Genomic DNA, 23125 nt, shown 5'->3' with positions numbered 1-23125 from the left:
CAATGCCATGCGCACCCGAATTCTCGTACTTGGAAAGCGCGTCGGCTGAGGCTGGGACCTGCATGTCCCCGCTCAACACCCCCGACGCGCTCCCCTCGCTTGCCTCCTGGCACGAGGGGTTTTTTGTTGCACTGGCACAGAGTCGAATCCGCGTAAAACCCTCAGCTTCGAGAAGAGAATGCCGATGACCGAGCAGGCCACCGGGGCCCACCATCCGCAGCCGCGGCCCCGTTCCGGCGGACAGCAGTCCGCCGCAGTTGAGCACGTCACGGGTGCGCAGTCCCTCATCCGCTCTCTCGAAGAGGTGGGGTGCGACACCGTCTTCGGTATTCCGGGCGGCGCCATCCTCCCCGCGTACGACCCGATGATGGACTCCAAGAAGGTCCGTCACATCCTGGTCCGCCACGAGCAGGGGGCCGGCCACGCCGCCACCGGCTACGCGCAGGCCACCGGCAAGGTCGGCGTCTGTATGGCCACGTCCGGCCCGGGCGCCACCAACCTCGTCACCCCGATCGCCGACGCGCACATGGACTCCGTCCCGCTCGTCGCGATCACCGGGCAGGTCTCCTCCAAGGCGATCGGCACCGACGCCTTCCAGGAGGCGGACATCGTCGGCATCACGATGCCGATCACCAAGCACAACTTCCTGGTCACCAAGGCCGAGGACATCCCGCGGACGATCGCCGAGGCCTTCCACATCGCGGCCACCGGCCGTCCCGGCCCGGTCCTGGTCGACATCGCCAAGGACGCCCTGCAGGCGAAGACCACCTTCTCGTGGCCGCCCACCCAGGACCTCCCCGGTTACCGGCCGGTCACCAAGCCGCACGCCAAGCAGATCCGCGAGGCCGCCAAGCTCATCTGCCAGGCCAAGCGCCCGGTCCTGTACGTCGGCGGCGGCGTCATGAAGTCCGGCGCGACCGCCGAACTGAAGGTCCTCGCCGAGCTGACCGGCGTCCCGGTCTGCACCACCCTGATGGCGCTGGGCTCCTTCCCCGACAGCCACCCGCTGCACGTCGGCATGCCGGGCATGCACGGCTCCGTCACCGGCGTCACCGCGCTGCAGAAGTCGGACCTGCTGATCGCCCTCGGCACCCGCTTCGACGACCGCGTCACCGGCAAGCTGGACAGCTTCGCCCCCTTCGCCAAGATCATCCACGCGGACATCGATCCGGCCGAGATCGGCAAGAACCGCGCCGTCGACGTCCCGATCGTCGGTGACGCCCGCGAGGTCATCGCCGACCTGATCCAGGCCGTCCAGGCCGAGCACACCGAGGGCAACGCCGGCGACTACACCGCCTGGTGGAACGACCTCAGCCGCTGGCGCGAGACGTACCCGCTGGGCTACGACCTGCCCGCGGACGGCAGCCTCTCCCCGCAGCAGGTCATCGAGCGGATCGGCGCGCTCGCCCCGAAGGGCACGGTCTTCGCGGCCGGCGTCGGCCAGCACCAGATGTGGGCCTCCCACTTCGTCAAGTACGAGGAGCCCCGCACCTGGCTGAATTCCGGCGGCGCCGGAACCATGGGCTACGCGGTCCCGGCCGCGATGGGCGCCAAGGTCGGCATGCCCGAGCGCACGGTCTGGGCGATCGACGGCGACGGCTGCTTCCAGATGACCAATCAGGAACTGGTCACCTGCGCCCTGAACAACATCCCGATCAAGGTCGCGATCATCAACAACGGCGCGCTGGGCATGGTCCGCCAGTGGCAGACGCTGTTCTACAACCAGCGGTACTCCAACACCGTTCTGCACGCCGACGAGACCGGTCACGACACGGTCGGCTCCCAGCTCGGCGAGTCCATCGCGCCCCGCAAGGGCACGCGCGTCCCGGACTTCGTCAAGCTGTCGGAGGCCATGGGCTGCGTGGCGCTGCGCTGCGAGGACCCGGCCGACCTGGACAAGGTCATCGCCGAGGCCAACGCGATCAACGACCGTACCGTCGTGATCGACTTCATCGTCCACGAGGACGCCATGGTGTGGCCGATGGTCGCCGCCGGCACCTCCAACGACGAGGTCATGGCAGCCCGGGGCGTCCGTCCCGACTTCGGCGACAACGAAGACGACTGAGCCGAGAGAGCCGAGAGAGAGAACGCCCCACATGTCCAAGCACACGCTCTCCGTCCTGGTCGAGAACACGCCCGGCATCCTCGCCCGGATCGCCGCCCTGTTCTCCCGCCGCGGGTTCAACATCGATTCCCTGGCGGTGGGTGTCACCGAGCACCCCGACATCTCCCGCATCACCATCGTCGTCAACGTCGAGGACCTCCCGCTGGAGCAGGTGACCAAGCAGCTGAACAAGCTGGTCAACGTGCTCAAGATCGTCGAGCTGGAGTCCCACAACGCCATCGAGCGCGAGCTCGTCCTGGTGAAGGTCCGCGCCGACAACGAGACCCGGTCGCAGATCGTCGAGATCGTCCAGCTGTTCCGCGCCAAGACGGTCGACGTCTCCCCGGAGGCCGTCACCATCGAGGCCACCGGCGGCTCCGACAAGCTCGGCGCGATGCTCAAGATGCTGGAGCCGTTCGGCATCAAGGAACTCGTCCAGTCCGGCACGATCGCCATAGGGCGTGGCGGCCGGTCCATCACGGACCGCAGCCTGCGCGCGCTCGACCGCAGCGCCTGACGCAGGGCCTGACCGCCCGGCCGGCACAGCGGACACGTCAGCCCGGCCGGACACGCTCAGCCCGCATAGCGAGACCGAGAAACTCAGATTCCGTTCCCCGCCGTACGGTGGGAGCAACACCAGCGCACCAAGGAGATATCCCAGTGGCCGAGCTGTTCTACGAGAACGACGCCGACCTGTCCATCATCCAGGGCCGCAAGGTCGCTGTGATCGGTTACGGCAGCCAGGGCCACGCCCACGCGCTGTCGCTCCGTGACTCCGGCGTCGACGTCGTCGTCGGTCTGAAGGAGGGCTCGAAGTCCAAGGCCAAGGCCGAGGAGCAGGGTCTGAAGGTCGTCCCCGTGGCCGAGGCCGCCGCCTGGGCGAACGTCATCATGATCCTCACCCCGGACCCGCTGCAGGCCGAGATCTACGAGGAGTCCATCAAGGAGCACCTCGAGGAGGGCGACGCGCTCTTCTTCGGCCACGGCTTCAACGTCCGCTACGGCTTCATCAAGCCCCCGGCCAACGTGGACGTCGCCCTCGTCGCGCCGAAGGGCCCGGGCCACCTGGTCCGCCGTCAGTACGAGGAAGGCCGCGGCGTTCCCTGCATCGCCGCCGTCGAGCAGGACTTCAGCGGTTCCGCCTTCGCCCTCGCGCTCTCGTACGCGGCCGGCATCGGCGGCACGCGCGCCGGCGTCATCAAGACCACCTTCACCGAGGAGACCGAGACCGACCTGTTCGGTGAGCAGGCCGTCCTCTGCGGTGGCGCCTCCGCGCTGGTCAAGGCCGGTTTCGAGACCCTGACCGAGGCCGGCTACCAGCCGGAGATCGCGTACTTCGAGTGCCTGCACGAGCTGAAGCTCATCGTGGACCTCATGTACGAGGGCGGCCTGGAGAAGATGCGCTGGTCGGTCTCCGAGACCGCCGAGTGGGGCGACTACATCACCGGCCCGCGCGTCATCACCGACGCCACCAAGGCCGAGATGAAGAAGGTCCTCGCGGAGATCCAGAGCGGCGAGTTCGCCAACACCTGGATGGCCGAGTACAAGGCCGGTCTGCCGAAGTACAACGAGTACAAGAAGGCCGACGAGGAGCACCTGCTGGAGACCACCGGCAAGAAGCTGCGCAAGCTGATGAGCTGGGTCGACAACGACGAGAGCTGATCTCGTGACGGCGGGGCCGGGACACGCGAGGTCCCGGCCCCGCCGCACATCACCGGACGGGTGTCGCACGCCGGGAATCCGGCCCTGACGGGCGCGGGTTGTCCACCCCGGCCAACCACGGACGGGTGATCCTTCCGTACAGGCGGAAATCCGACCCGCCGGCGCCACTACACTGCTCAACACATACGCGTCAGGCCCACAGTGTCGTGCGTCTTCCACGCGGCTACCCCCTCCACCGCCTGCGGCCGTCGGGACGGCCGTCCGCACTGGACTTGTGAGGACCCACGTGAGCTCGAAACCTGTCGTACTCATCGCCGAAGAGCTGTCGCCCGCCACCGTCGAGGCGCTGGGCCCGGACTTCGAGATCCGGCACTGCAACGGCGCGGACCGCGCCGAGCTGCTGCCCGCGATCGTCGACGTCGACGCGATCCTCGTCCGCTCCGCCACCAAGGTCGACGCCGAGGCCATCGCCGCGGCCAAGAAGCTGCGGGTCGTCGCGCGCGCCGGTGTCGGTCTGGACAACGTGGACGTCTCGTCCGCCACCAAGGCCGGCGTGATGGTCGTCAACGCGCCGACCTCGAACATCGTGACCGCGGCCGAGCTGGCCTGCGGCCTGCTCGTCGCCACCGCCCGCAACATCCCGCAGGCCAACACCGCCCTGAAGAACGGCGAGTGGAAGCGGAACAAGTACACGGGTGTCGAGCTCAGCGAGAAGACCCTCGGCGTCGTCGGCCTCGGCCGCATCGGCGTCCTGGTCGCGCAGCGCATGTCGGCCTTCGGGATGAAGATCGTCGCGTACGACCCCTACGTACAGCCCGCGCGCGCCGCCCAGATGGGCGTCAAGATGCTGACGCTGGACGAGCTCCTGGAGGTCGCCGACTTCATCACCGTGCACCTGCCCAAGACCCCCGAGACCCTCGGTCTCATCGGGGACGAGGCCCTGCACAAGGTGAAGCCGTCGGTCCGCATCGTCAACGCCGCGCGCGGCGGGATCGTGGACGAGGCCGCGCTGTACACGGCCATCAAGGAGGGCCGCGTCGCCGGCGCCGGCCTCGACGTGTACGCGAAGGAGCCCTGCACGGACTCCCCGCTCTTCGAACTCGACCAGGTCGTCTGCACCCCGCACCTCGGCGCGTCCACGGACGAGGCCCAGGAGAAGGCCGGTGTCTCGGTCGCCAAGTCGGTGCGCCTCGCGCTCGCCGGTGAGCTCGTACCGGACGCCGTCAACGTCCAGGGCGGCGTCATCGCAGAGGACGTCCGTCCGGGCCTGCCGCTCGCCGAGAAGCTCGGCCGCATCTTCACCGCCCTCGCGGGCGAGGTCGCGGTCCGCCTCGACGTCGAGGTCTGCGGCGAGATCACCCAGCACGACGTCAAGGTGCTGGAACTCTCCGCCCTCAAGGGTGTCTTCGAGGACGTCGTCGACGAGACGGTCTCCTACGTCAACGCCCCGCTGTTCGCGCAGGAGCGCGGCGTCGAGGTGCGGCTGACCACCAGCTCGGAGTCCCCGGACCACCGCAACGTGGTGACCGTGCGCGGCACCCTGTCGGACGGTCAGGAGGTCTCGGTCTCCGGCACGCTCGCGGGCCCGAAGCACCTTCAGAAGATCGTCGGCGTCGGTGAGTACGACGTGGACCTGTCGCTCGCCGACCACATGGTCGTCCTGCGCTACACCGACCGCCCCGGCGTGGTCGGCACCGTCGGCCGCGTCCTCGGTGAGGGCGGTCTGAACATCGCGGGCATGCAGGTCGCCCGTGCCGAGGCGCACGGTGAGGCGCTCGCCGTCCTCACCGTCGACGCCGCGGTCCCGGCGAACGTCCTCGCGGACATCGCCGCCGAGATCGGCGCCGTCTCGGCGCGTACGGTCAGCCTCGCCTGAGCCCGCGAGGGTGATGACGTGAAGGAAGGGCCCGGGGGAGACCCCGGGCCCTTCCGCGTTCCGTCGACCGCGTGCGGCGGCGGGCGGTTCAGTGGTACGACGCCTCGTGCGGGCGGTCTCCGGCACGGGCCGCGGACTTCGCCGCGGGCGGGGCGGGCGCTTCGATCCCCCGCATCAGGGCCGCGGCGAGCACGGCCGCCCCGAGCAGCAGCGCCGTACCGCCCCAGGCCGCGTACTGCATCCCGTGGACGAAGGCCTCCCGGGCCAGGGCCAGCACCTGCTCCCCGGCCGGCCCGCCGATGTGGTGGGCGGTGGCGACGGCCCCGCCCAGGGTCTCCCGCACCGCGGGCTCGGAGTCGGCCAGGTCGGCGCGGTAGACGGCGGTGCCCAGGCTGCCGAGGACCGCCATGCCCAGGGCGCCGCCGAACTCCGTACCGGTCTCCAGCAGGGAGGCGGCGGAACCGGCCTTCTCGGCGGGGGCCGAGGCCAGCGCCATGTCGGACACCAGGGACAGCACGGTGACGATGCCCGAGGCCAGCACCCCGGCGCCGGTGAGGATCAGCCACAGGGAGTCGGTCCCGACCAGGCTGATCAGGACGAACCCGGCGGCGCCGAGGGCGAACCCGCCGGCGATCACGTAGGCCCGGTCCACCTTCTGGGCGAGGGCGGCGGAGACCGGGGCCGCGGCGCCGATGACGACCGAGGGGGCCAGGCTCCACAGGGCGGCTTCCAGGGTGCCCATGCCGAGCACCGACTGGAGGTACTGGGTGGTGAAGTAGGCCGAGCCCATCATGGCGAAGGCGGCGACGGTGTTGAGGCCGATGCCCGCCCCGAAGCCGCGGCCCGCGAACAGCGCCCGGCTCACCATGGCGTCCTCACGGGAGCGCTGACGGCGGACGAAGGCGTACCCGAAGGCCAGCCCGACGGCGAGGCAGCCCGCGTACAGGGGTTCGAAGCCCTCGGCGGCGATCTCCTTCAGGCCGTAGACGACCGGGAGCACGGCGGCCATCGACAGCGGGACGCTCAGCAGGTCGAAGCGGCCGGGGGTCGGGTCCTTGAACTCCGGTACCAGGGTCGGGACCAGGACCAGCAGGAGCAGCATCGCGGGCACGTTGATGAGGAAGACGGAGCCCCAGTAGAAGTGGTTCAGCATCACCCCGCTGAGCACCGAACCGAGCGCGATACCGCCGGTCATGGCCCCGGACCAGATGGCGATGGCCTTGCCGCGCTGCTTGTCGTCCTGGAAGAGGTTGCGGACGAGGGCCAGCGTGGAGGGCATCAGGGTGGCGCCGCCGATGCCGAGCAGCACGCGGGCCGCGATCAGCATCTCGGCGCTGGTGGCGTAGCCGGCGCCGATCGAGGCGAGGCCGAAGGCGGTCGCGCCGATCAGCAGCAGCTTGCGGCGGCCGATGCGGTCGCCGAGCGAGCCCATCGTGATCAGCAGGCCGGAGAGGGCGAAGGCGTAGCTGTCGAAGATCCAGAGCTGCTGGGTGGCGCTCGGGTCGAGCTGGTCGGTGATGGCCGGGATGGCGAAGTAGAGGACGGAGACGTCCATCGAGACCAGGAGCAGCGGCAGCAACAGGACGGTGAAGGCGGTCCATTCGCGGCGGCCGGCGAGTCGCGCTGTGGCGGCGGGGTTCGTCATGAGCAGGAATATACATACGTCTTAAACGCTTGTCTATGACGACTGTCTATGACTGTCGTCTAGGACGCTTGTCTTGATACCGTGGAGCCATGGGACATCGCGAAGATCTGCTCGAAGGCGCCAAGAAGTGCCTGGCCGAGAAGGGGTTCGTGCGCACGACCGCGCGCGACATCGTCAGCGCCTCCGGGACCAACCTGGCCTCGATCGGCTACCACTACGGCTCGAAGGACGCCCTTCTCACCCAGGCGTTCATCGGCCTGATGGAGGAGTGGGGTGCGGTCTTCCAGGACGGACTCGAGGGTGAGGGTGGCTCGTCGGAGCGCTTCCGCGCCCTGTGGGAAGGCGTGCTGGCGCAGCACGAGAAGTCCGGACCGGTCTGGGCGGCCAGTCTGGAGGTGGCGCTCGCTCGCGACGAGCGGCCGGAGTTGAGGTCCATGCTCGCGGCCTCGCAGGCCGAGGGACGTCGAGGGCTGATCTCCATGCTCACCGGAACCCCGGAGGACCAGCTCGACGAGCGGGACGTCCGCACACTCGGCACCTTCTACCAGGCGCTGTTGAACGGCCTGATGATCCAGTGGCTCTTCGACCCGGAGTCGGCCGCGACCGCCGAGGAGTTCACCGAGGGCATGCGACGCGCGGCGGAGGCGATGACCCGCCCGCAGGAGGGCGGACGCAAGGACAGGCTCTAGGCCAGGCGGGAGGCCTTGAGGGCCATGTGGAGCAGCAGGCGGTCCTCGCCCTCGTCCAGGTCGAGGCCGGTCAACTGTTCCACCCGGGCCAGGCGGTAGTAGAGGGTCTGCCGGTGGATGCCCAAGGCGGCCGCCGCGCGGCCCGCTTGGCCCGCGCAGTCCAGGAAGATCTCGGCGGTACGGGCGAGTTCGCGGTGGGTCGGGGCCAACAGGGTGCGCGCGGCGGGGTCGTCCACCGGGTCGGCGGCGAGCGTCGCCAGCATCCGGTACGGGCCGATCGCCGCCCACTGGGCGACCGGGCCGAACCGGGGCTGGGCCGCGGCCGCCCGGGCGGCCGCGACGGCCTGCTCCCAGGCGGCGGGCAGGTCCGCGAGACCCCGTACGGGGTCGGCGACGCCGGCGGTCGCCCCGCGCGTCGTGGCGGTGGGCGCGGCCGTTCCGGCGGTGGCCCCGCCGCTCCCGCCGCTCCCACCGCCCGTGGCCTTTCCGCCCGTGGCCTTGCCGGCCGGGCCGTTCCCGCCCGGTGCCGTCGCTCCCGTCGCTCCCGTCGCTCCCGCCGCGCGCGGCAGCAGTCGGGCCACCGCCGCCAGGGCCGGAGCCAGCGCGTCCGTCGAGCGCAGCCGGAGAAGTACCGCCAGGGCCGGTCGGCCCGCGGGTTCCGACCCGGTCCCCGCTCCCGTCCCCGTACCCGCGCCCGGCCCGGCGCCGCCGCCCGGCTCGCCCCCGCTCCGCCGCGGTACGACGCACACCGCCGCCGCGCCCGGTACCGACGCCGGGGCCTCCCCGGGCCAGGGGGTCACGCAGACCACCGCGTGCAGTCCGTCCCCGTCCGGGCCGAGGGCGACCCGCAGCGCGGCCACCGCCATGTCCTGCTGCCAGCCCCGGCCGGCCGTGAGCACCGCCAGGAACTCCCGCGACAGGTCGGCCCCCGCCTTCGCCTCCTCGGCGAGCAGCACCCCGATGCGCTGCGCCACCTCCATGGCCGCGTCCAGCGCCGCCGGCTCGGGTCCGGGCTTGCCGGGCTCCTGGTCGAGCAGCCATACGTAGCCCTGGACGATGCCCCGGTACCGCACCGGCAGGCAGATCCGCCCCCGGAACACCCCGGCGTCGGGCGCCGCCGGGATCCGCACGGGCCCCGTGGCGCGGGCGATGCCGAAAGCCTCGAACCAGGACCGGACGTCCGCCGTGGACTGCCGGGTCAGGATCGAGCGGGTCCGGACCGGGTCCATCGCGAGATCGTCATCGCTGTCGTGGGCGCCGAAGGCGATCAGACGGAAGTCCCGGTTCTCCAGGGTCGCCGGGGCGCCGAGCAGCGCGGAGATCTCGTCCACCAGGTCCTGGTAATCGCCCTTCACGCGGACATTCTCCCACTCCGGAGCAGACCCTTCAGACAGATGTATGAGATCCGGGACACGGATGCGTGACAGCTGTCGATGGCAGAGGATCGAAGCGATCCTTAGGTTTCACGGTGGTTTTACTTGCGCTTTTCTTCTGCCACCCGCTGGAGGTGCCCCCGTGCTGGGTCCCGTGATCCTCGCCGCTTCGCGCAGCGACAAGATGCGTCGTATCGTCTCCGCCGCCCCGGTGACCAAGCCCGTGGTGAATCGGTTCATCCCCGGCGAGACCGTCGATCAGGTCATCCCGATCGTCGAGGAGCTCACGGGGGCCGGCCTGGAGGTCACCCTCGACGTCGTCGGCGAGGACATCACCGAGGTGGCGCAGTCCCACGCCGCCCGGGACGCGTACCTCCAGCTCATCGAGCGCCTCGCGGAGCTCGGCCTCGGCGAGAAGGCCGAGATGTCGGTCAAGCTCTCGATGTTCGGCCAGGCCCTGGAAGGCGGCCACGAGCTGGCGCTCGCCAACGTCCGCCCGGTCGTCGAGGCCGCCGCCGCCATCGGCACCACCGTGACGCTGGACGCCGAGGACCACACCACCCTCGACTCGATGTTCGCCATCCACGAGGAGCTGCGCCGGGACTTCCCGCAGACCGGCTGCGTGATCCAGGCGTACCTCTTCCGCACGGAGGCCGACGCCCGCCGCCTGGCCGCCGCCGGCAGCCGCGTCCGCATCGTCAAGGGCGCCTACAAGGAGCCCGCCGAGGTCGCGTACCTGGACAAGGCGGAGATCGACAAGGCGTACGTCCGGATCCTGAAGATCCTCATGGACGGCGAGGGCTACCCGATGATCGGGTCCCACGACCCCCGCCTCATCGCCATCGGCCAGGAACTCGCCCGCAAGGCCGGGCGCAAGCTGGACGAGTACGAGTTCCAGATGCTGTACGGCATCCGCAGCGAGGAGCACCTGCGGCTGGCCGCCGAGGGCCACCGGATGCGCGTCTATACGGCGTACGGCACGGACTGGTACGGCTACTTCATGCGTCGCCTCGCGGAGAAGCCGGCCAACCTGCTCTTCTTCGTCCGCTCGATGATCACCAAGAACTAGGCACCCCACTAGCTCAAGGAGTTACCAGCCCCATGGATGCTGTGACCCAGGTCCCCGCGCCGGTCAACGAGCCGGTCCACTCGTACGCCCCCGGCACCCCGGAGCGCACGCGGCTCGAAGCGCAGCTCAAGCAGCTGTCCGAGAACCCGATCGACCTTCCGATGACGATCGACGGCGTCAAGCGGATGGGTGGCGGTGAGCGCTTCGACGTGGTCCAGCCGCACGACCACAGCTCGGTGCTCGGGACCTACGCCAACGCCACCGAGGCCGACGCGCAGGAGGCCATCGACGCCGCCCTCGCCGCCGCCCCGGCCTGGCGCTCGATGTCCTTCGACGACCGCGCCGCGATCATCCTGCGCGCCGCCGAGCTGCTGTCCGGCCCGTGGCGCGAGAAGCTCGCCGCCTCGACCATGCTGGGCCAGTCGAAGACCGCGCAGCAGGCCGAGATCGACACCCCGTGCGAGCTCGTCGACTTCTGGCGCTTCAACGTGCACTTCGCCCGCCAGATCCTGGCCGAGCAGCCCGTCGCGAACTCCGCCGGCGTGTGGAACCGCAGCGACCACCGCCCGCTCGAAGGCTTCGTCTACGCGATCACGCCGTTCAACTTCACGGCCATCGCGGGCAACCTGCCGACCGCCCCCGCCCTCATGGGCAACGTGGTCCTGTGGAAGCCGTCCCCGACGCAGACCCACTCCGCGATCCTCCTCATGGAGCTCTTGGAGGAGGCCGGCCTGCCCAAGGGCGTCATCAACCTGGTGACCGGCGACGGCATCGCCGTGTCCGAGGTGGCCCTGAACCACCCCGAGCTGGCCGGCATCCACTTCACCGGCTCGACCAAGACCTTCCAGTACCTGTGGAAGACGGTCGGCAACAACATCGAGAAGTACAAGTCCTACCCGCGCCTGGTCGGCGAGACCGGCGGCAAGGACTTCGTCGTCGCGCACCCGTCCGCGGACCGTGCCGTCCTGAAGACCGCCCTGACCCGCGGCTCCTTCGAGTTCCAGGGCCAGAAGTGCTCGGCGTCCTCGCGCGCCTACGTCCCGGCCTCGATCTGGAACGACGGCTTCAAGGAGGCCTTCGCGGCCGAGGTCGACGGCATCTCCATGGGTGACGTCCGCGACCTGACCAACTTCATCGGCGCCGTCATCGACGAGCGTTCCTTCGCCAAGAACAAGGCCGCGATCGACCGCGCCAAGGCCGACCCGACCTGCGAGATCATCGCCGGTGGTACGTACGACGACTCGGAGGGCTACTTCGTCCGTCCGACCGTCATCGCCTGCACCGACCCGGAGAACGAGGTCTTCACGACCGAGTACTTCGGCCCGATCCTCGCCGTCCACGTCTACGAGGACGAGTCCACCGAGGGATTCCACGCGATGCTGGCCCAGATGGAGTCCGTCTCGGCGTACGCCCTGACCGGCTCGATCATCGCCGCCGACCGTTACGCGGCCGCGGACGCGATGGAGAAGCTCCGCTTCGCGGCGGGCAACTTCTACATCAACGACAAGTCCACCGGTGCCGTCGTCGGCCAGCAGCCCTTCGGTGGTGGCCGCGCCTCGGGTACGAACGACAAGGCGGGCGCCGCGTCGAACCTGATGCGTTGGACCTCCACCCGCTCGATCAAGGAGACGCTGGTCGCGCCGACCGACTACGCGTACCCGCACATGGGCTGACCTCCGCCCCCTGCTGAACCCCGCCCCCGCTCCGGTACCCCCAAGTCCGGAGCGGGGGCGGTATCCATTTCCGGTCCGGGAGCCGTGCTGCGGCGAGGTGGTCACACCTCGACGATGACCTGGTCCAGGGACTTGCGTAGAAGGTCCGGGACCTCGCAGTCGTCCGCCGGGTAGCCCACGGGGACGACCGCGAAGGCCTTCTCGTTCTCCGGGCGGTCCAGCACGTGGCCGAGGAAGCGCATGGGGCTGGGCGTGTGGATCAGCGCCGCCAGGCCCGACAGGTGGAGGGCGGACAGGAGCATGCCGACCGCGATGCCGACCGACTCGTCGACGTAGTAGTGCTTGCGCTTCGTGCCGTCCGGGCCGAGCCAGTAGCGCTGCTGGAAGACCACGATCAGTGCCGGGGCGTCCGTGAGGTGGGTCTTCACGGCGTCCGTGCCGATGGGGCGAAGGGCGGCGAGCCATTCGTCGCCCAGCCGGCCGTCGTAGGACAGGTGCTCCTCCTGCTCGGCGGCGGCCCGGATCTGCTGCCGGACGGCCGGGTCCTTGACCAGGACGAAGGTCCACGGCTGCTGGTGCGCCCCGGACGGGGCGGTCGCGGCGCAGGCGATGGCGTCCCGGACCACCTGCTCGGGCACCGGGTCGGGGGAGAAGTGACGTACCGTCCGCCGCTCCTCCATGCGGGCCCGTAGCTCGGCGGCGCGCGCGAGGGACTCCTGCTGCGGCATCCGCTCGGGACGGTAGGCGACCGGGCGGTACGGATCGCCGTGGGTGGGCGTCCACCGCCCGGTCTCAGGAGCGGTCCCGGAGGCGGTCTCGGGTGTGGTCTCAGGCGACATGGAACAGATCCTCACGCCGCCGTACGGCGCGCCGCCAGGGCCGTACGTCGATTCCACGCCCGGTCTGCGGGGATCCGGGCGATTTCGGAGGTGGTGATCACCGGTCGATTCCGCGTGCGGAACACCTTCCTCCACCGGCGTGGGCTCGGGAGCGGCGGACCCGCCCCGGCGGCCGCCCGCAGGCACCGGGCACGGGTGGACCACCACGCCCCCACCGGCCCCGCCTCCCTTCGGCGGGCTGGGCGGCGAGGCCGCGGCCGCGGTGGACCACCGGGCCCGCGCCGCCCCTGCGACCGGGGTCCGCCCGCCCGGGCACGGCCACGTGCGACACGGACGGCCCGGCCCGGCAGCACTCCGGGTTCCGAACCCCTCGACTGTTTCCGGCCTTTCCCGGCCGCCCCGAGGCCGCAGGCGGGCGTTGGTACGGTCGCCCGATGGAGAACCTCGTACGGCACACGGCGGAGCTGACCGGAACGGAGCTCCGCGAGATCCGGACCCTGCTCGACGGGGCCTTCGACGGTGACTTCGCCGACGAGGACTTCGAGCACGCCCTCGGCGGGATGCACGTGCTGGTCCGGGACGCGGCCGGCGACCTCGTCGCCCACGGCAGCGTCGTCATGCGGCGGGTCGTGCACCGGGGGCGGGCCCTGCGCACCGGGTACGTCGAGGGCGTGGCCGTACGGGGCGACGCGCGGCGCCGCGGCCTCGGCGGTCAGGTCATGGCCCGGCTGGAGCAGGTGATCGGCCGGGCCTACGTGCTCGGCGCGCTGTCGGCGTCGCGGGACGGGGCGGCGCTGTACCTGGGCCGAGGCTGGCAGGTGTGGGGCGGCCGGATCGGCGCGCTCTCGCCGACCGGGCCCGTCCCGCTCCCGGAGGAGGAGGGATCCACGTACGTGTGGACGCCGCCCGGCGGGATCCGGCCGGACCCGGCCGGGCGGCTCGACTTCGACTGGCGGGACGGGGACGTGCTCTAGACGGGCCCGGGTCCCGGGTCCCAGGTCTCAGCTCGTATCTCTCAGGCCTCGGACCTCAGGCCTCAGGCCTCAGGCCTCAGGCATCCACGGCGTGTCCGGCTACGCGCCCGACACGCTGGGCGCGCCCGTTTCGATGTGGCCCGTGTAGCGGCGCGACCAGGTGCCGTCGGAGTCGGCGAGGATCGTGAAGTCGTACCAGCCCTTGCTGTAGGCCACGGCGTTGAAGTAGTCCTCGCGCGAGGAGTTCGCCGGGACCGTGTACGTCCACGGGCCGTCCGTGCGGTAGGCGTTCGAGCGGATCGTGAAGGTGACGGGGGATCCGGAGGAGTTCTTCATCTTGAAGTACACCGCCGGCTTGCCGGTGCCCGGCTCGACCGCGAAGCGGGCGGCCACCTCGATGTCCTTGCCCGGCTTCGACGCGTCGCCGATGAAGCGGCGCAGGAAGCGGTTCGGCCCGTGCATCGAGAGGTCGTACTTGCCCGAGCCGTGCCCCAGGCCGATGTGGAAGTAGTCGCCGGCCGTGCCGCCCGGGTCGACGGTGTACTGCCAGGGCGTCGTGTCCCGGTGCTGGTGCGGGTGGATCGAGAAGTGCGCCGCCCGCTTCGCCTGGGCGCCCTGGTTGGTCATCGAGAACCAGGCCGTGATCTGACCGGCCGGCCCGAACTCGAAGCGGTCCAGATTGCCGTTGACCTGGTACGGCAGGGCCCGCGCGGGGCGGGTGCCGGGCTCCTGCGCGGGGAGGGCGTTGTCCTGCGGCGCCGGGTTGGGGAGCGGGGCGCAGGTCGCCTGGCCGATCACCGCGGCGGTGGACGGGAGGCCCGCCGGGTACCCGTGGACCGGGTGCGCGAAGTCGAAGACGCCGGTCAGGTCGCCGACCACCTTCCGGCGCCAATCGCTGATGTTCGGGCAGGTGGCGGGGGTGCCGAGAGCGGCCGTCCACTTCTCCATGAACCGCAGCACCGAGGTGTGGTCGAAGACCTCCGAGCTCACCCAGCCGCCGCGGGTCCACGGGGACATCACGATCATCGGGACACGGAAGCCGAGCCCGATCGGGACGCCGTCGAGGTACTCGCCGGGCGTGCCGGGCGGGGCGACCGGCGGGGGGACGTGGTCGAAGAAGCCGTCGTTCTCGTCGTAGTTGAGGAAGAGCACCGTGGAGTCGAAGACCTCGGGGTCGGCGGCCAGGGCGCGGTGGACCAGGTCCACGAAGTGGGCGCCGTCCCCGGGCGGGGCGTAGGGGTGTTCCGAGAAGGCCTCGCTCGCCACGACCCAGGACACCTGGGGGAGGGTGCCCGCCACCACGTCGGCGCGGATCGCGGCCGCGATGTCGTCCGGGGTGGAGCCAATGACCTCGGGGACCGAGCCCATGCCCCGGTCCCACAGCGGATCGCCGGGGGCGGCGTCCGTGAACCTCTTGAAGTAGGCGAGGCCGTTGTCCCCGTAGTTGTCCTGGGCGTTCTGGTAGACCTTCCAGCTCACGCCGGCCCGCTGGAGGGCCTCCGCGTACGTCTCCCAGGTCAGCCCGGACTCCTCGCCGCCGTCCTTGCTGGTGGCGTCGATCTTGCCGCTCCACAGGAATGTGCGGTTCGGGCCCGTCGCGCTGAGTGCGGAACAGAAGTACGCGTCGCAGATCGTGTAGCTGTCCGCGAGGGCGTAGTGGAAGGGGATGTCCCCCCGGTCCAGGTGGCCGAGGGTACGGGCGTTGCCGACGCCCATGACCCAGTTGTCCATCCGGCCCTTGTTCCAGGCGGCGTGCTGCGAGGCCCAGCTGTGCGGGAGGTCACCGGTGCACTGGGCCAGGGTCTTGCCGTCGGCGCCGCCCGCCGGCGGGGTGGCGGACAGCTTCCACGGGTACCTGCGGCCGCCCCAGTCGGGCTGGTCGAACATGCCCCAGCCGCCCGGGAGGTTGCCGGCGGCGCGGTCGCCGAACCCGCGGACACCCTTCAGCTTGCCGAAGTAGTGGTCGAAGCTGCGGTTCTCCTGCATCAGGATCACCACGTGCCTCACATCGGTGATGGTGCCGGTCGCGGCGGCCGCGGCCGCCGTCGTCGGTGTGACGGCGGGCAGGGTGGCGCCCGCCACGAGCCCGGCGCCGATTCCCACGAAACCTCTGCGGCTGATCGGTGTCACTGGCCTCTCGCCTCCAACTCAAGTGCCCCGTCGGCACATCGACGGAAAGAGTGGCGGCGCCGGGATCAAAGGTCTACATCCGTGCGGTAAGAAATCGGTGAACATAGGGGTGGCCGGATTCAGGCGCCGATCCGGACCAGCATCTTGCCCAGGTTATCCCCGCGGAGCATGCCCAGGAAGGCCTCCACGGTCCGGTCGAAGCCCTGGACAACGGTGGTGTCGGTACCGATCCGGCCGCTGCGCAGATGAGGGACGAGGAAGTCCTCCAACTCGTCCTGCAGATTGGTGTGATTGCGAACCAATACCCCTTCCAGGCGAAGGGACTTGTGTACGACCTCGAAGAGGTTGCGGGGCGCGGCCGGCGAGCGGTCCCCGTGGTACGTCGAGATCGCGCCGACCCAGGCGACCCGCCCGTACTCGCGCAGCGAGTCGAGCGCCCCTTCCAGGTGGTCCCCGCCGACGTTGTCCACGTAGACGTCGATGCCGTCCGGCGCGGCCTGTGCGAGCTGCTCCCCGACCGGGCCGTCGTGGTAGTCGAAGGCCGCGTCGAAGCCCAGTACGTCGGTGAGGTGGTGGACCTTGGCCGCCGAGCCCGCGCTGCCGATGATCCGTCCGGCGCCGAGCAGTCGGGCGATGTGACCGGTGGCCGTGCCGACCCCGCCCGCGGCGGCGGAGACGAAGAGGTCCTCGCCGCCGCGCAGGGCCGCCGTCCGGGTGAGGGCCGCGTACGCGGTGAGGCCGGTGCCGCCCAGGATGGAGAGGTAGGCCTCCGGCGGGACGCCGTCGTGGCCCCGCAGCTTGCGCGTCCCGTCCACGCCGAGCGTGACCAGGGCGTGGGTCCGCCAGCCCGCGCGGTGGAAGACCAGGTCGCCCTCGCGCAGCCCCGGGTCGCGGGAGGCGAGCACCCGGCCCACCGAGCGGCCCTCCAGCGGGGTGTTCAGCTCGAAGCCGTCCTCCCCGCCGTCCATCATGCCCCGGTGGTACGGGTCCACCGAGAGCAGGAGGTTCTCGACGAGCGCGGTGCCGGGACCCGGCCGCGGAACGGGGGAGGCGGCGAAGGTGAAGTCCTCGGCGGTGGGGAAGCCGGTGGGGCGGGCGATCTGGTGCACGGCGAAAGCGGTGTTCGTGGTCATGGGCCCGACGCTAGGAAGGAATGGGCGCCCCGGGCAGAGGGTTGCGTTCATGGAAGCCGCACATCCATGAACGCCGCTCATACAACGAGGTGAGAGCCCCCGTGCCCGACCTGTTGCCCCAGGAACTACGGATCCTGGTCGCCGTCGCCGACAGCGGCGGCTTCTCCGCCGCCGCGGCCGCGCTCGGCCTCACCCAGTCGGCCGTCTCGCACGCGGTGCGCGGCAGCGAGACCAAGGTCGGCGCGGTGCTCTTCGAGCGCGGCCGGGCCGGGGCCACACCCACCCCGGCGGGGGAGCGGGCCGTCGCCCTCGCCCGCCGGATCCTGCGGATGTACGAGGTCCTCGACGCGGAGGTCCGGGGCGCCGGCCGCGGCGCCGTGGAGGGGGCGCTGCGGATCGCCGCGTTCCGCAGCGCGGCCCTGCACCTGCTGCCGCCCGCGCTGGAGCGGCTCACGGCGCGGTATCCGGGGATCCGCCCCGAGGTCCGGGTGGTGCGCGAGATCGGGGCCGGCACCGCCGGGGAGGTGCTGGCGGGCCGCGCCGACCTCGGTATCGCCACGCTGGGCGGTTCCCAGGAGGTGGCCCCCGGCCTGCTGACCGGGGTGCTCGCGCAGGAGGCGTACCGGCTGGTCCACCCGGCCGGGCACCCGGACCCGAAGGGCCTGCCGCTGATGGACTGGGACGAGAACTGCGGCTCCTACACCCGCTCCTGGTGGCATGCCCAGGACTGGATCCCGCGGGCGACGGTCAAGGCGGAGGACGACGCGATGGTGCTGACGATGGTCGGCCGCGGGCTCGGTATGGCGATCATGCCCGAGCTGTCCCTGAGAGACGCGACCGACGCGGTGGACATCACCGATCTGGGCCCTGCGGGGCCGGTGAGACAGGTGGGATACGTCACTACGGCGGAATCGGCCTCAACTCTCGCCGTACGGGCCCTGATCAGGGAACTTCGTTCTGAGAAGGGCTGAAACGGACCCACGGGACGGGGCTTTTCGGGGCGCTGCGCGTCTCAGATAGTAGGAAGCCCGAGTAATTGCCGAGACATACAACGGGACCTGCCCTAGCTTTGTAGAAGCCGAACGTCTCGCCGATCAGGCGAATGGCGGTCGAGAGCGCGCGCCCCTGGCAGGCAATCCCTGCGGCGCACCGCTCCCCGCCTCTTCCGGCGCCTTGAAGGAACCCCTCATCCGTGGCCCCGCCACGCCGTGATCTCAAGGAGTCGATCACCATGACCTCTTCCACCGCCACCCGCCGCGTCCGCCACAGCTCCGCCTCGGCCGACGACCGCAAGAACGCCGCCGCCGCTCTGCAGCGCGCCCTCGACCGCCGTGACAACGGCGGGTCGACCGGCCACTGACCTGCGGCTCCCCAGGATGTTCTGCGTCCGCACGGATCCGCATACGTCCACATGGTGGACGCAGAATGTCTGAGGGCTGGGACACGGAGTACGGTTCCGTCATGTCGACCAGCATCAATCTCGCAGTGATCCCCGGTGATGGCATCGGCCAGGAAGTCGTGGCTCAGGGACTCAAGGTCCTTACCGCGGTCCTGCCCCAGGATGTGAAGCTGGAGACCAAGCAATACGATCTCGGCGCCCAGCGCTGGCACCGCACCGGTGAGACCCTCCCGGACGCGGAGCTCGAAGAGCTCAAGCACCACGACGCGATCCTGCTCGGCGCCATCGGTGACCCGTCGGTCCCGTCCGGTGTGCTGGAGCGCGGTCTGCTGCTGAAGCTCCGCTTCGCCTTCGACCACTTCATCAACCTGCGCCCGTCGAAGCTGTTCCCGAACACGGCCACCCCGCTCGCCGGCCGCCCGGAGATCGACTTCGTCGTGGTCCGCGAGGGCACCGAGGGTCCGTACACCGGCAACGGCGGCAGCCTGCGCACCGGCACCCCCGCCGAGGTGGCCACCGAGGTCAGCATCAACACCGCGTACGGCGTCGAGCGGGTCGTCCGTGACGCGTACGAGCGGGCGAACGCCCGTCCCCGCAAGAAGCTGACGCTGGTCCACAAGAACAACGTCCTCGTGTACGCGGGCCACATGTGGAAGAACATCTTCGACAAGGTCGGCCAGGAGTACCCCGAGGTCAGCACCGACTACCTGCACGTCGACGCCGCGACGATCTTCTTCGTCACGCAGCCCGAGCGCTTCGACGTCATCGTCACGGACAACCTCTTCGGTGACATCCTCACCGACCTGGCCGCCGCCGTGACCGGCGGAATCGGCCTCGCCGCCTCCGGGAACATCAACCCGACCGGCGCCTTCCCGTCCATGTTCGAGCCCGTCCACGGCTCGGCCCCGGACATCGCCGGCACCGGCAAGGCCGACCCGACCGCGACGATCCTCTCCGTCGCCCTCCTGCTGCGCCACCTGGGCTACGAGGCCCAGGCGGTCCGCATCGAGGACGCGGTCTCCGCCGACCTGGCCGAGCGTGACGGAACCTTCCGCTCCACCGACGCGATCGGCGACGCCCTCGCCGCTCGAGTAGCCGGCTGACCCGGCAGCTCCACCTCAGGAAGCCGCCGGGTCACAATGGGACCCGGCGGCTTCTCCTGTGCGGCCCCGGGTGCCACCATCTCCCCTGGGCCGCTTTCCCCGCTTCTCCGAAGCCTGCCCGCGCGCGATAATCGAACGCGAGGCCGCGGAATGCGGGGAAGCTCGGACGTCCTAGTACGCCGTGAGCGCGGTCCGCCATACACAACCGGTGAAGGACAAGCACTCATGACGACGCCCACGATCGAGCTCAAGCCCTCCTCGAACCCGCTGTCCGATGCGGAGCGCGAGGCGATCCTGGCCAGCCCCGGCTTCGGCCGCCACTTCACCGACCACATGGTGACGATCAAGTGGACCGAGGGTCGCGGCTGGCACGATGCCGAGCTGGTCCCGTACGCGCCGCTCGCGATCGACCCGGCGAACATGACGCTGCACTACGCGCAGACGATCTTCGAGGGCCTCAAGGCCTACCGCCAGCCCGACGGCACCGTGGCCACCTTCCGCCCCGAGGCCAACGCCGCGCGCTTCCAGTCCTCCGCGCGCCGCATGGCCATGCCGGAGCTGCCGACCGAGCTCTTCATCGAGGCCTGCGACGCACTGATCAAGCAGGACCGCGCCTGGGTGCCGGACTCCGGTGAGGCCTCCCTCTACCTGCGCCCCTTCATGTTCGCCTCCGAGGTCGGCCTCGGCGTCCGCCCGGCGAACGAGTTCCTCTTCATCGTCATCGCCTCGCCCGCCGGCGCGTACTTCCCCGGGGGCGTCAAGCCCGTCTCCGTCTGGCTCTCCGAGGACTACGTCCGCGCGGTCAAGGGTGGCACCGGTGCGGCCAAGACCGGTGGCAACTACGCGGCCTCGCTGGTCGCGCAGGCCCAGGCGGCTTCCCACGGCTGTGACCAGGTGGTCTGGCTCGACGCCGTCGAGCACCGCTGGATCGAGGAGATGGGCGGCATGAACCTGTACTTCGTGTACGGCGACCGCATCGTCACCCCGGAGCTCACCGGCTCGCTCCTTCCCGGCATCACCCGCGACTCCCTCCTCACCATCGCCCGCGACCTCGGCTACACCGCCGAGGAGGGCCGCCTGACCACCGAGGACTGGCAGCGCGACAACGAGAACGGCATCCTCACCGAGGTGTTCGCCTGCGGTACCGCGGCCGTCATCACCCCGGTCGGCTCGGTCAAGTCCGAGCGTGCCAACTGGACCCAGGGCGACGGCGAGCCGGGCCAGGTCACCATGCGCCTGCGCAAGGCGCTGCTGGAGCTCCAGACCGGCCACAGCGCCGACACCCACGGCTGGATGCACCCGCTGGGCTAGTCCCCGCGCGTTCCACACACACAGGCCCGCACCCCGGGATGTCCGGGGTGCGGGCCTGTGGGGTTCACGTACGCGGGTGCTCAGGCGTTCGCCGGCTCCTCGGCTGCGGCGACCGTCGCGGCCGGGGCGGGGGAGCGGCGGGCGGTGAGCGCGGTGTAGACGAGCCCACCCGTCAGGCCGGACAGTACGAACGAGCAGTCCACACCGCCGGTGAGGGCGAGCAGCGGGCCCTCGTAGAAGGGGGTGGTCACGGCGAGCAGGCCGACGCCGGCGCCGATCGCCCAGGAGGCGGTGGCGGCGATGTTCCAGCCGGAGCGGAACCAGTAGACGCCGCCCACCGAGCGGCGGTTGAAGACCTGGAGCGCGTCGGCGTCGTAGCGTCCGCGGCAGCGTACGTACCCGATGAGGGTGATCACGGCCCACGGGGTGCCGATCGCGGTCAGCAGCAGCACGAACGAGGTCATCGCGGACTGCACGTCCCACTCGAAGGACCCGATGAAGACGAAGGCCGTGGCGACGGCCGCGGCGACCAGGGTGGCCGTGGTCCGGGTGGCCTTGGGGACGATGGCATCGAGGTCGAGACCCATCGAGTAGAGCATCAGCCCGGCGTTGCCGACGGAACCGGCGGCGGCGGCGGCGAGCAGCGGGACCAGGTACCAGAAGGGCGAGGCCGCCACCAGCGGGCCGGCGTACTCGGCCCCGGCCCGGGCGGCGAGCGCCGTCCAGGTGCCGAACAGCTGCGGGGTCAGCAGGCCGATGAGCAGGCCGAGAGAGGTGGCCCAGAGCACCTTGCGGGAGCTGTGCCGGCGCGGGGAGATGTAGCGGGTGTAGTCGCCGAGCAGGGTGATGAAGGCGACCGGGCCACTGAGCCCGGCGGCGACGGCGGCGAGGATCCAGGTCGGCCAGAAGGAGCCGAGCAGGTACGAGGTCTCCGGCGGGGCGGCGGTGGTGAAGTCCCCGGAGTAGGCGAAGACGCCGACGGCCAGCAGGACCACCATGCCGATGGCCAGGATCTTGCTCATGCGCAGCAGAAGCCGGTAGCCGAAGACGGCCGCGACGACGGTGCACGCGGCGAGCACGCCGTACATCACGCCGCGCGTCGCCCCGGTGTCCGGCAGCCCGGTGAGCCGCGAGAGGACGCCCACCATCACGTCGCCGCCGATCCACAGGGTGAGCGCGGTGTAGCCGAGCGAGAGCAGCAGACCCACCACCGAGCCCACCAGCCGGCCGCGGACGCCGAACTGTGCGCCGCTGGAGGTCGAGAGGTTGGTCGCGGTGCGCAGGGAGACGAGCGCCAGCGGCGCGGTGAAGGCGATACCGACGAGCGTGCCGGTCACGATGGCGGTGACCGAGGGCCACAGGCCCAGTCCGAAGGACGGGGGCAGCCAGCCGAAGACGATCACACCGAGGCAGAGGTTGGAGCCGAGAAGGATCGAGATCAGGTCACGGGGACCACTCGTCCGCTCGTCCTCGGGGATGGTGTCGACTCCGCGCTGTTCGATGGGCATGGGGGGACTCCCTTGGCAGGGCGGGGGGTGGTTGCGCTTTGTTTGAGCGACACTCAATGTGACCCAAGGCTTGCCTCCAGGTCAATGATTCCCCGCGAGGAAATGAAGAGTTAGAGTGATGCTCTAACCCATCGACTCAAGAGGTGGTGGATCGGCGTGCGGCTGACCCCTACGGAGCGCGACCGGCTGCTGCTCCGCAGCGCTGCGGAGCTGGCCAGGGCCCGGCGGGCCCGTGGCCTGAAACTGAATGTCCCGGAGGCCACCGCGCTGATCGCGGACACGGTCTGCGAGGCGGCGCGCGACGGCAAGCGGCTCGCGGAGGCCATCGAGGAGGCCCGCGGCGTCCTGGGTCCCGGCGATGTCCTGCCGGGCGTCGCCGACGTGGTCGCCGAGGTCCACGTGGAGGCCGTCTTCGACGACGGATCTCGTCTCGCGGTGGTCTCGTCCCCCATCCAGGGCGCTGTCCCGCTCGGTGACGACGCCCCCGGCGCGGTCGTCCCCGGCCCCGGTGCCCCCCAGCCCGAGCCGGTCCTGCACCTGCACGTGCGCAACACCGCCGCCGTTCCGGTGAGCGTGACCTCGCATTTCCACTTCTTCGAGGCGAACCCGCGGCTCGACTTCGATCGGGCCGCGGCCT

The 23125-nt window shown here is 70.7% G+C and carries 19 protein-coding genes; 13 read left to right on the top strand and 6 right to left on the bottom strand.

The window, feature by feature from the left end:
- Window positions 1-178 precede the first annotated feature (178 nt).
- The 4 genes from ACGFYY_RS00095 to serA all read left to right on the top strand — a co-directional run bounded on the left by ACGFYY_RS00095 (window position 179) and on the right by serA (window position 5642).
- Window positions 179-2065 carry an acetolactate synthase large subunit gene (locus tag ACGFYY_RS00095; protein WP_365269339.1) on the top strand — a complete coding sequence of 629 codons (1887 nt, stop codon included), beginning with the start codon at window positions 179-181 and terminating at the stop codon, window positions 2063-2065.
- 31 nt (window positions 2066-2096) lie between these two features.
- Window positions 2097-2621, top strand: a complete 525-nt coding sequence (gene ilvN / locus ACGFYY_RS00090; RefSeq protein WP_030010002.1) for an acetolactate synthase small subunit — start codon at window positions 2097-2099, stop codon at window positions 2619-2621.
- Window positions 2622-2764: 143 nt separating this feature from the next.
- Window positions 2765-3766 carry a ketol-acid reductoisomerase gene (ilvC, locus tag ACGFYY_RS00085; protein ID WP_365269341.1) on the top strand — a complete coding sequence of 334 codons (1002 nt, stop codon included), beginning with the start codon at window positions 2765-2767 and terminating at the stop codon, window positions 3764-3766.
- 286 nt (window positions 3767-4052) lie between these two features.
- Window positions 4053-5642 carry a phosphoglycerate dehydrogenase gene (gene serA, locus ACGFYY_RS00080; protein WP_365269344.1) on the top strand — a complete coding sequence of 530 codons (1590 nt, stop codon included), beginning with the start codon at window positions 4053-4055 and terminating at the stop codon, window positions 5640-5642.
- An 88-nt stretch (window positions 5643-5730) separates the two neighbouring features.
- On the opposite strand, the gene ACGFYY_RS00075 is transcribed toward serA, so the two are convergent.
- Window positions 5731-7287, bottom strand: coding sequence for an MFS transporter (locus ACGFYY_RS00075; RefSeq protein ID WP_393706380.1), 1557 nt, complete (start codon window positions 7285-7287; stop codon window positions 5731-5733).
- An 89-nt stretch (window positions 7288-7376) separates the two neighbouring features.
- Between ACGFYY_RS00075 and ACGFYY_RS00070 the strand changes: the two genes are divergently transcribed.
- Window positions 7377-7976 carry a TetR/AcrR family transcriptional regulator gene (locus tag ACGFYY_RS00070; protein WP_365269349.1) on the top strand — a complete coding sequence of 200 codons (600 nt, stop codon included), beginning with the start codon at window positions 7377-7379 and terminating at the stop codon, window positions 7974-7976.
- Here the strand turns inward: ACGFYY_RS00070 and ACGFYY_RS00065 are convergent.
- Window positions 7973-9331, bottom strand: a complete 1359-nt coding sequence (locus tag ACGFYY_RS00065) for a PucR family transcriptional regulator (RefSeq protein WP_393706379.1) — start codon at window positions 9329-9331, stop codon at window positions 7973-7975. The genes ACGFYY_RS00070 and ACGFYY_RS00065 overlap by 4 nt on opposite strands.
- A gap of 160 nt (window positions 9332-9491) precedes the next feature.
- Between ACGFYY_RS00065 and ACGFYY_RS00060 the strand changes: the two genes are divergently transcribed.
- Window positions 9492-10418 carry a proline dehydrogenase family protein gene (locus ACGFYY_RS00060; RefSeq protein ID WP_365269355.1) on the top strand — a complete coding sequence of 309 codons (927 nt, stop codon included), beginning with the start codon at window positions 9492-9494 and terminating at the stop codon, window positions 10416-10418.
- 32 nt (window positions 10419-10450) lie between these two features.
- Complete coding sequence (gene pruA / locus ACGFYY_RS00055) at window positions 10451-12091, top strand: L-glutamate gamma-semialdehyde dehydrogenase (protein ID WP_393706378.1); 1641 nt, start codon at window positions 10451-10453, stop codon at window positions 12089-12091.
- A gap of 101 nt (window positions 12092-12192) precedes the next feature.
- On the opposite strand, the gene ACGFYY_RS00050 is transcribed toward pruA, so the two are convergent.
- A complete protein-coding gene (locus ACGFYY_RS00050; RefSeq protein WP_365269360.1) occupies window positions 12193-12930 on the bottom strand; it encodes a nitroreductase family protein in 738 nt (245 codons plus the stop codon).
- A 434-nt stretch (window positions 12931-13364) separates the two neighbouring features.
- Between ACGFYY_RS00050 and ACGFYY_RS00045 the strand changes: the two genes are divergently transcribed.
- Window positions 13365-13904 (top strand): GNAT family N-acetyltransferase, encoded by a 540-nt coding sequence (locus ACGFYY_RS00045; RefSeq protein WP_393706377.1) that lies wholly within the window; start codon window positions 13365-13367, stop codon window positions 13902-13904.
- Between the two features lie 99 nt (window positions 13905-14003).
- Here the strand turns inward: ACGFYY_RS00045 and ACGFYY_RS00040 are convergent, their stop codons facing one another.
- Complete coding sequence (locus tag ACGFYY_RS00040) at window positions 14004-16034, bottom strand: phosphocholine-specific phospholipase C (RefSeq protein WP_393706376.1); 2031 nt, start codon at window positions 16032-16034, stop codon at window positions 14004-14006.
- Between the two features lie 119 nt (window positions 16035-16153).
- Window positions 16154-17167, bottom strand: coding sequence for an NADP-dependent oxidoreductase (locus ACGFYY_RS00035; RefSeq protein ID WP_393706375.1), 1014 nt, complete (start codon window positions 17165-17167; stop codon window positions 16154-16156).
- Window positions 17168-17268: 101 nt separating this feature from the next.
- Here ACGFYY_RS00035 and ACGFYY_RS00030 point away from each other — a divergent pair, with 101 nt between their 5' ends.
- The 4 genes from ACGFYY_RS00030 to ACGFYY_RS00015 all read left to right on the top strand — a co-directional run bounded on the left by ACGFYY_RS00030 (window position 17269) and on the right by ACGFYY_RS00015 (window position 20980).
- A complete protein-coding gene (locus tag ACGFYY_RS00030) occupies window positions 17269-18138 on the top strand; it encodes a LysR family transcriptional regulator (RefSeq protein ID WP_393706374.1) in 870 nt (289 codons plus the stop codon).
- Between the two features lie 260 nt (window positions 18139-18398).
- A complete protein-coding gene (locus ACGFYY_RS00025) occupies window positions 18399-18527 on the top strand; it encodes a hypothetical protein (protein ID WP_327264606.1) in 129 nt (42 codons plus the stop codon).
- Between the two features lie 101 nt (window positions 18528-18628).
- The gene (locus ACGFYY_RS00020; RefSeq protein WP_365280544.1) at window positions 18629-19669 is read left to right on the top strand and encodes a 3-isopropylmalate dehydrogenase; all 1041 of its coding nucleotides are present in this window, start codon (window positions 18629-18631) and stop codon (window positions 19667-19669) included.
- Between the two features lie 225 nt (window positions 19670-19894).
- Window positions 19895-20980 carry a branched-chain amino acid aminotransferase gene (locus ACGFYY_RS00015; RefSeq protein WP_393706373.1) on the top strand — a complete coding sequence of 362 codons (1086 nt, stop codon included), beginning with the start codon at window positions 19895-19897 and terminating at the stop codon, window positions 20978-20980.
- An 80-nt stretch (window positions 20981-21060) separates the two neighbouring features.
- Here the strand turns inward: ACGFYY_RS00015 and ACGFYY_RS00010 are convergent, their stop codons facing one another.
- Window positions 21061-22488 (bottom strand): cytosine permease, encoded by a 1428-nt coding sequence (locus ACGFYY_RS00010; protein ID WP_393706372.1) that lies wholly within the window; start codon window positions 22486-22488, stop codon window positions 21061-21063.
- Window positions 22489-22644: 156 nt separating this feature from the next.
- Between ACGFYY_RS00010 and ureA the strand changes: the two genes are divergently transcribed.
- The coding region (ureA, locus tag ACGFYY_RS00005; RefSeq protein ID WP_365280537.1) for an urease subunit gamma at window positions 22645-23125 on the top strand (481 nt) is incomplete at its 3' end.

This window comes from Streptomyces sp. NPDC048331, assembly GCF_043201215.1.
Lineage (GTDB): Bacteria > Actinomycetota > Actinomycetes > Streptomycetales > Streptomycetaceae > Streptomyces.
The sequence above is the reverse complement of the archived record's forward strand: the minus strand, read 5'-3'. Positions and strand labels throughout refer to the sequence as shown.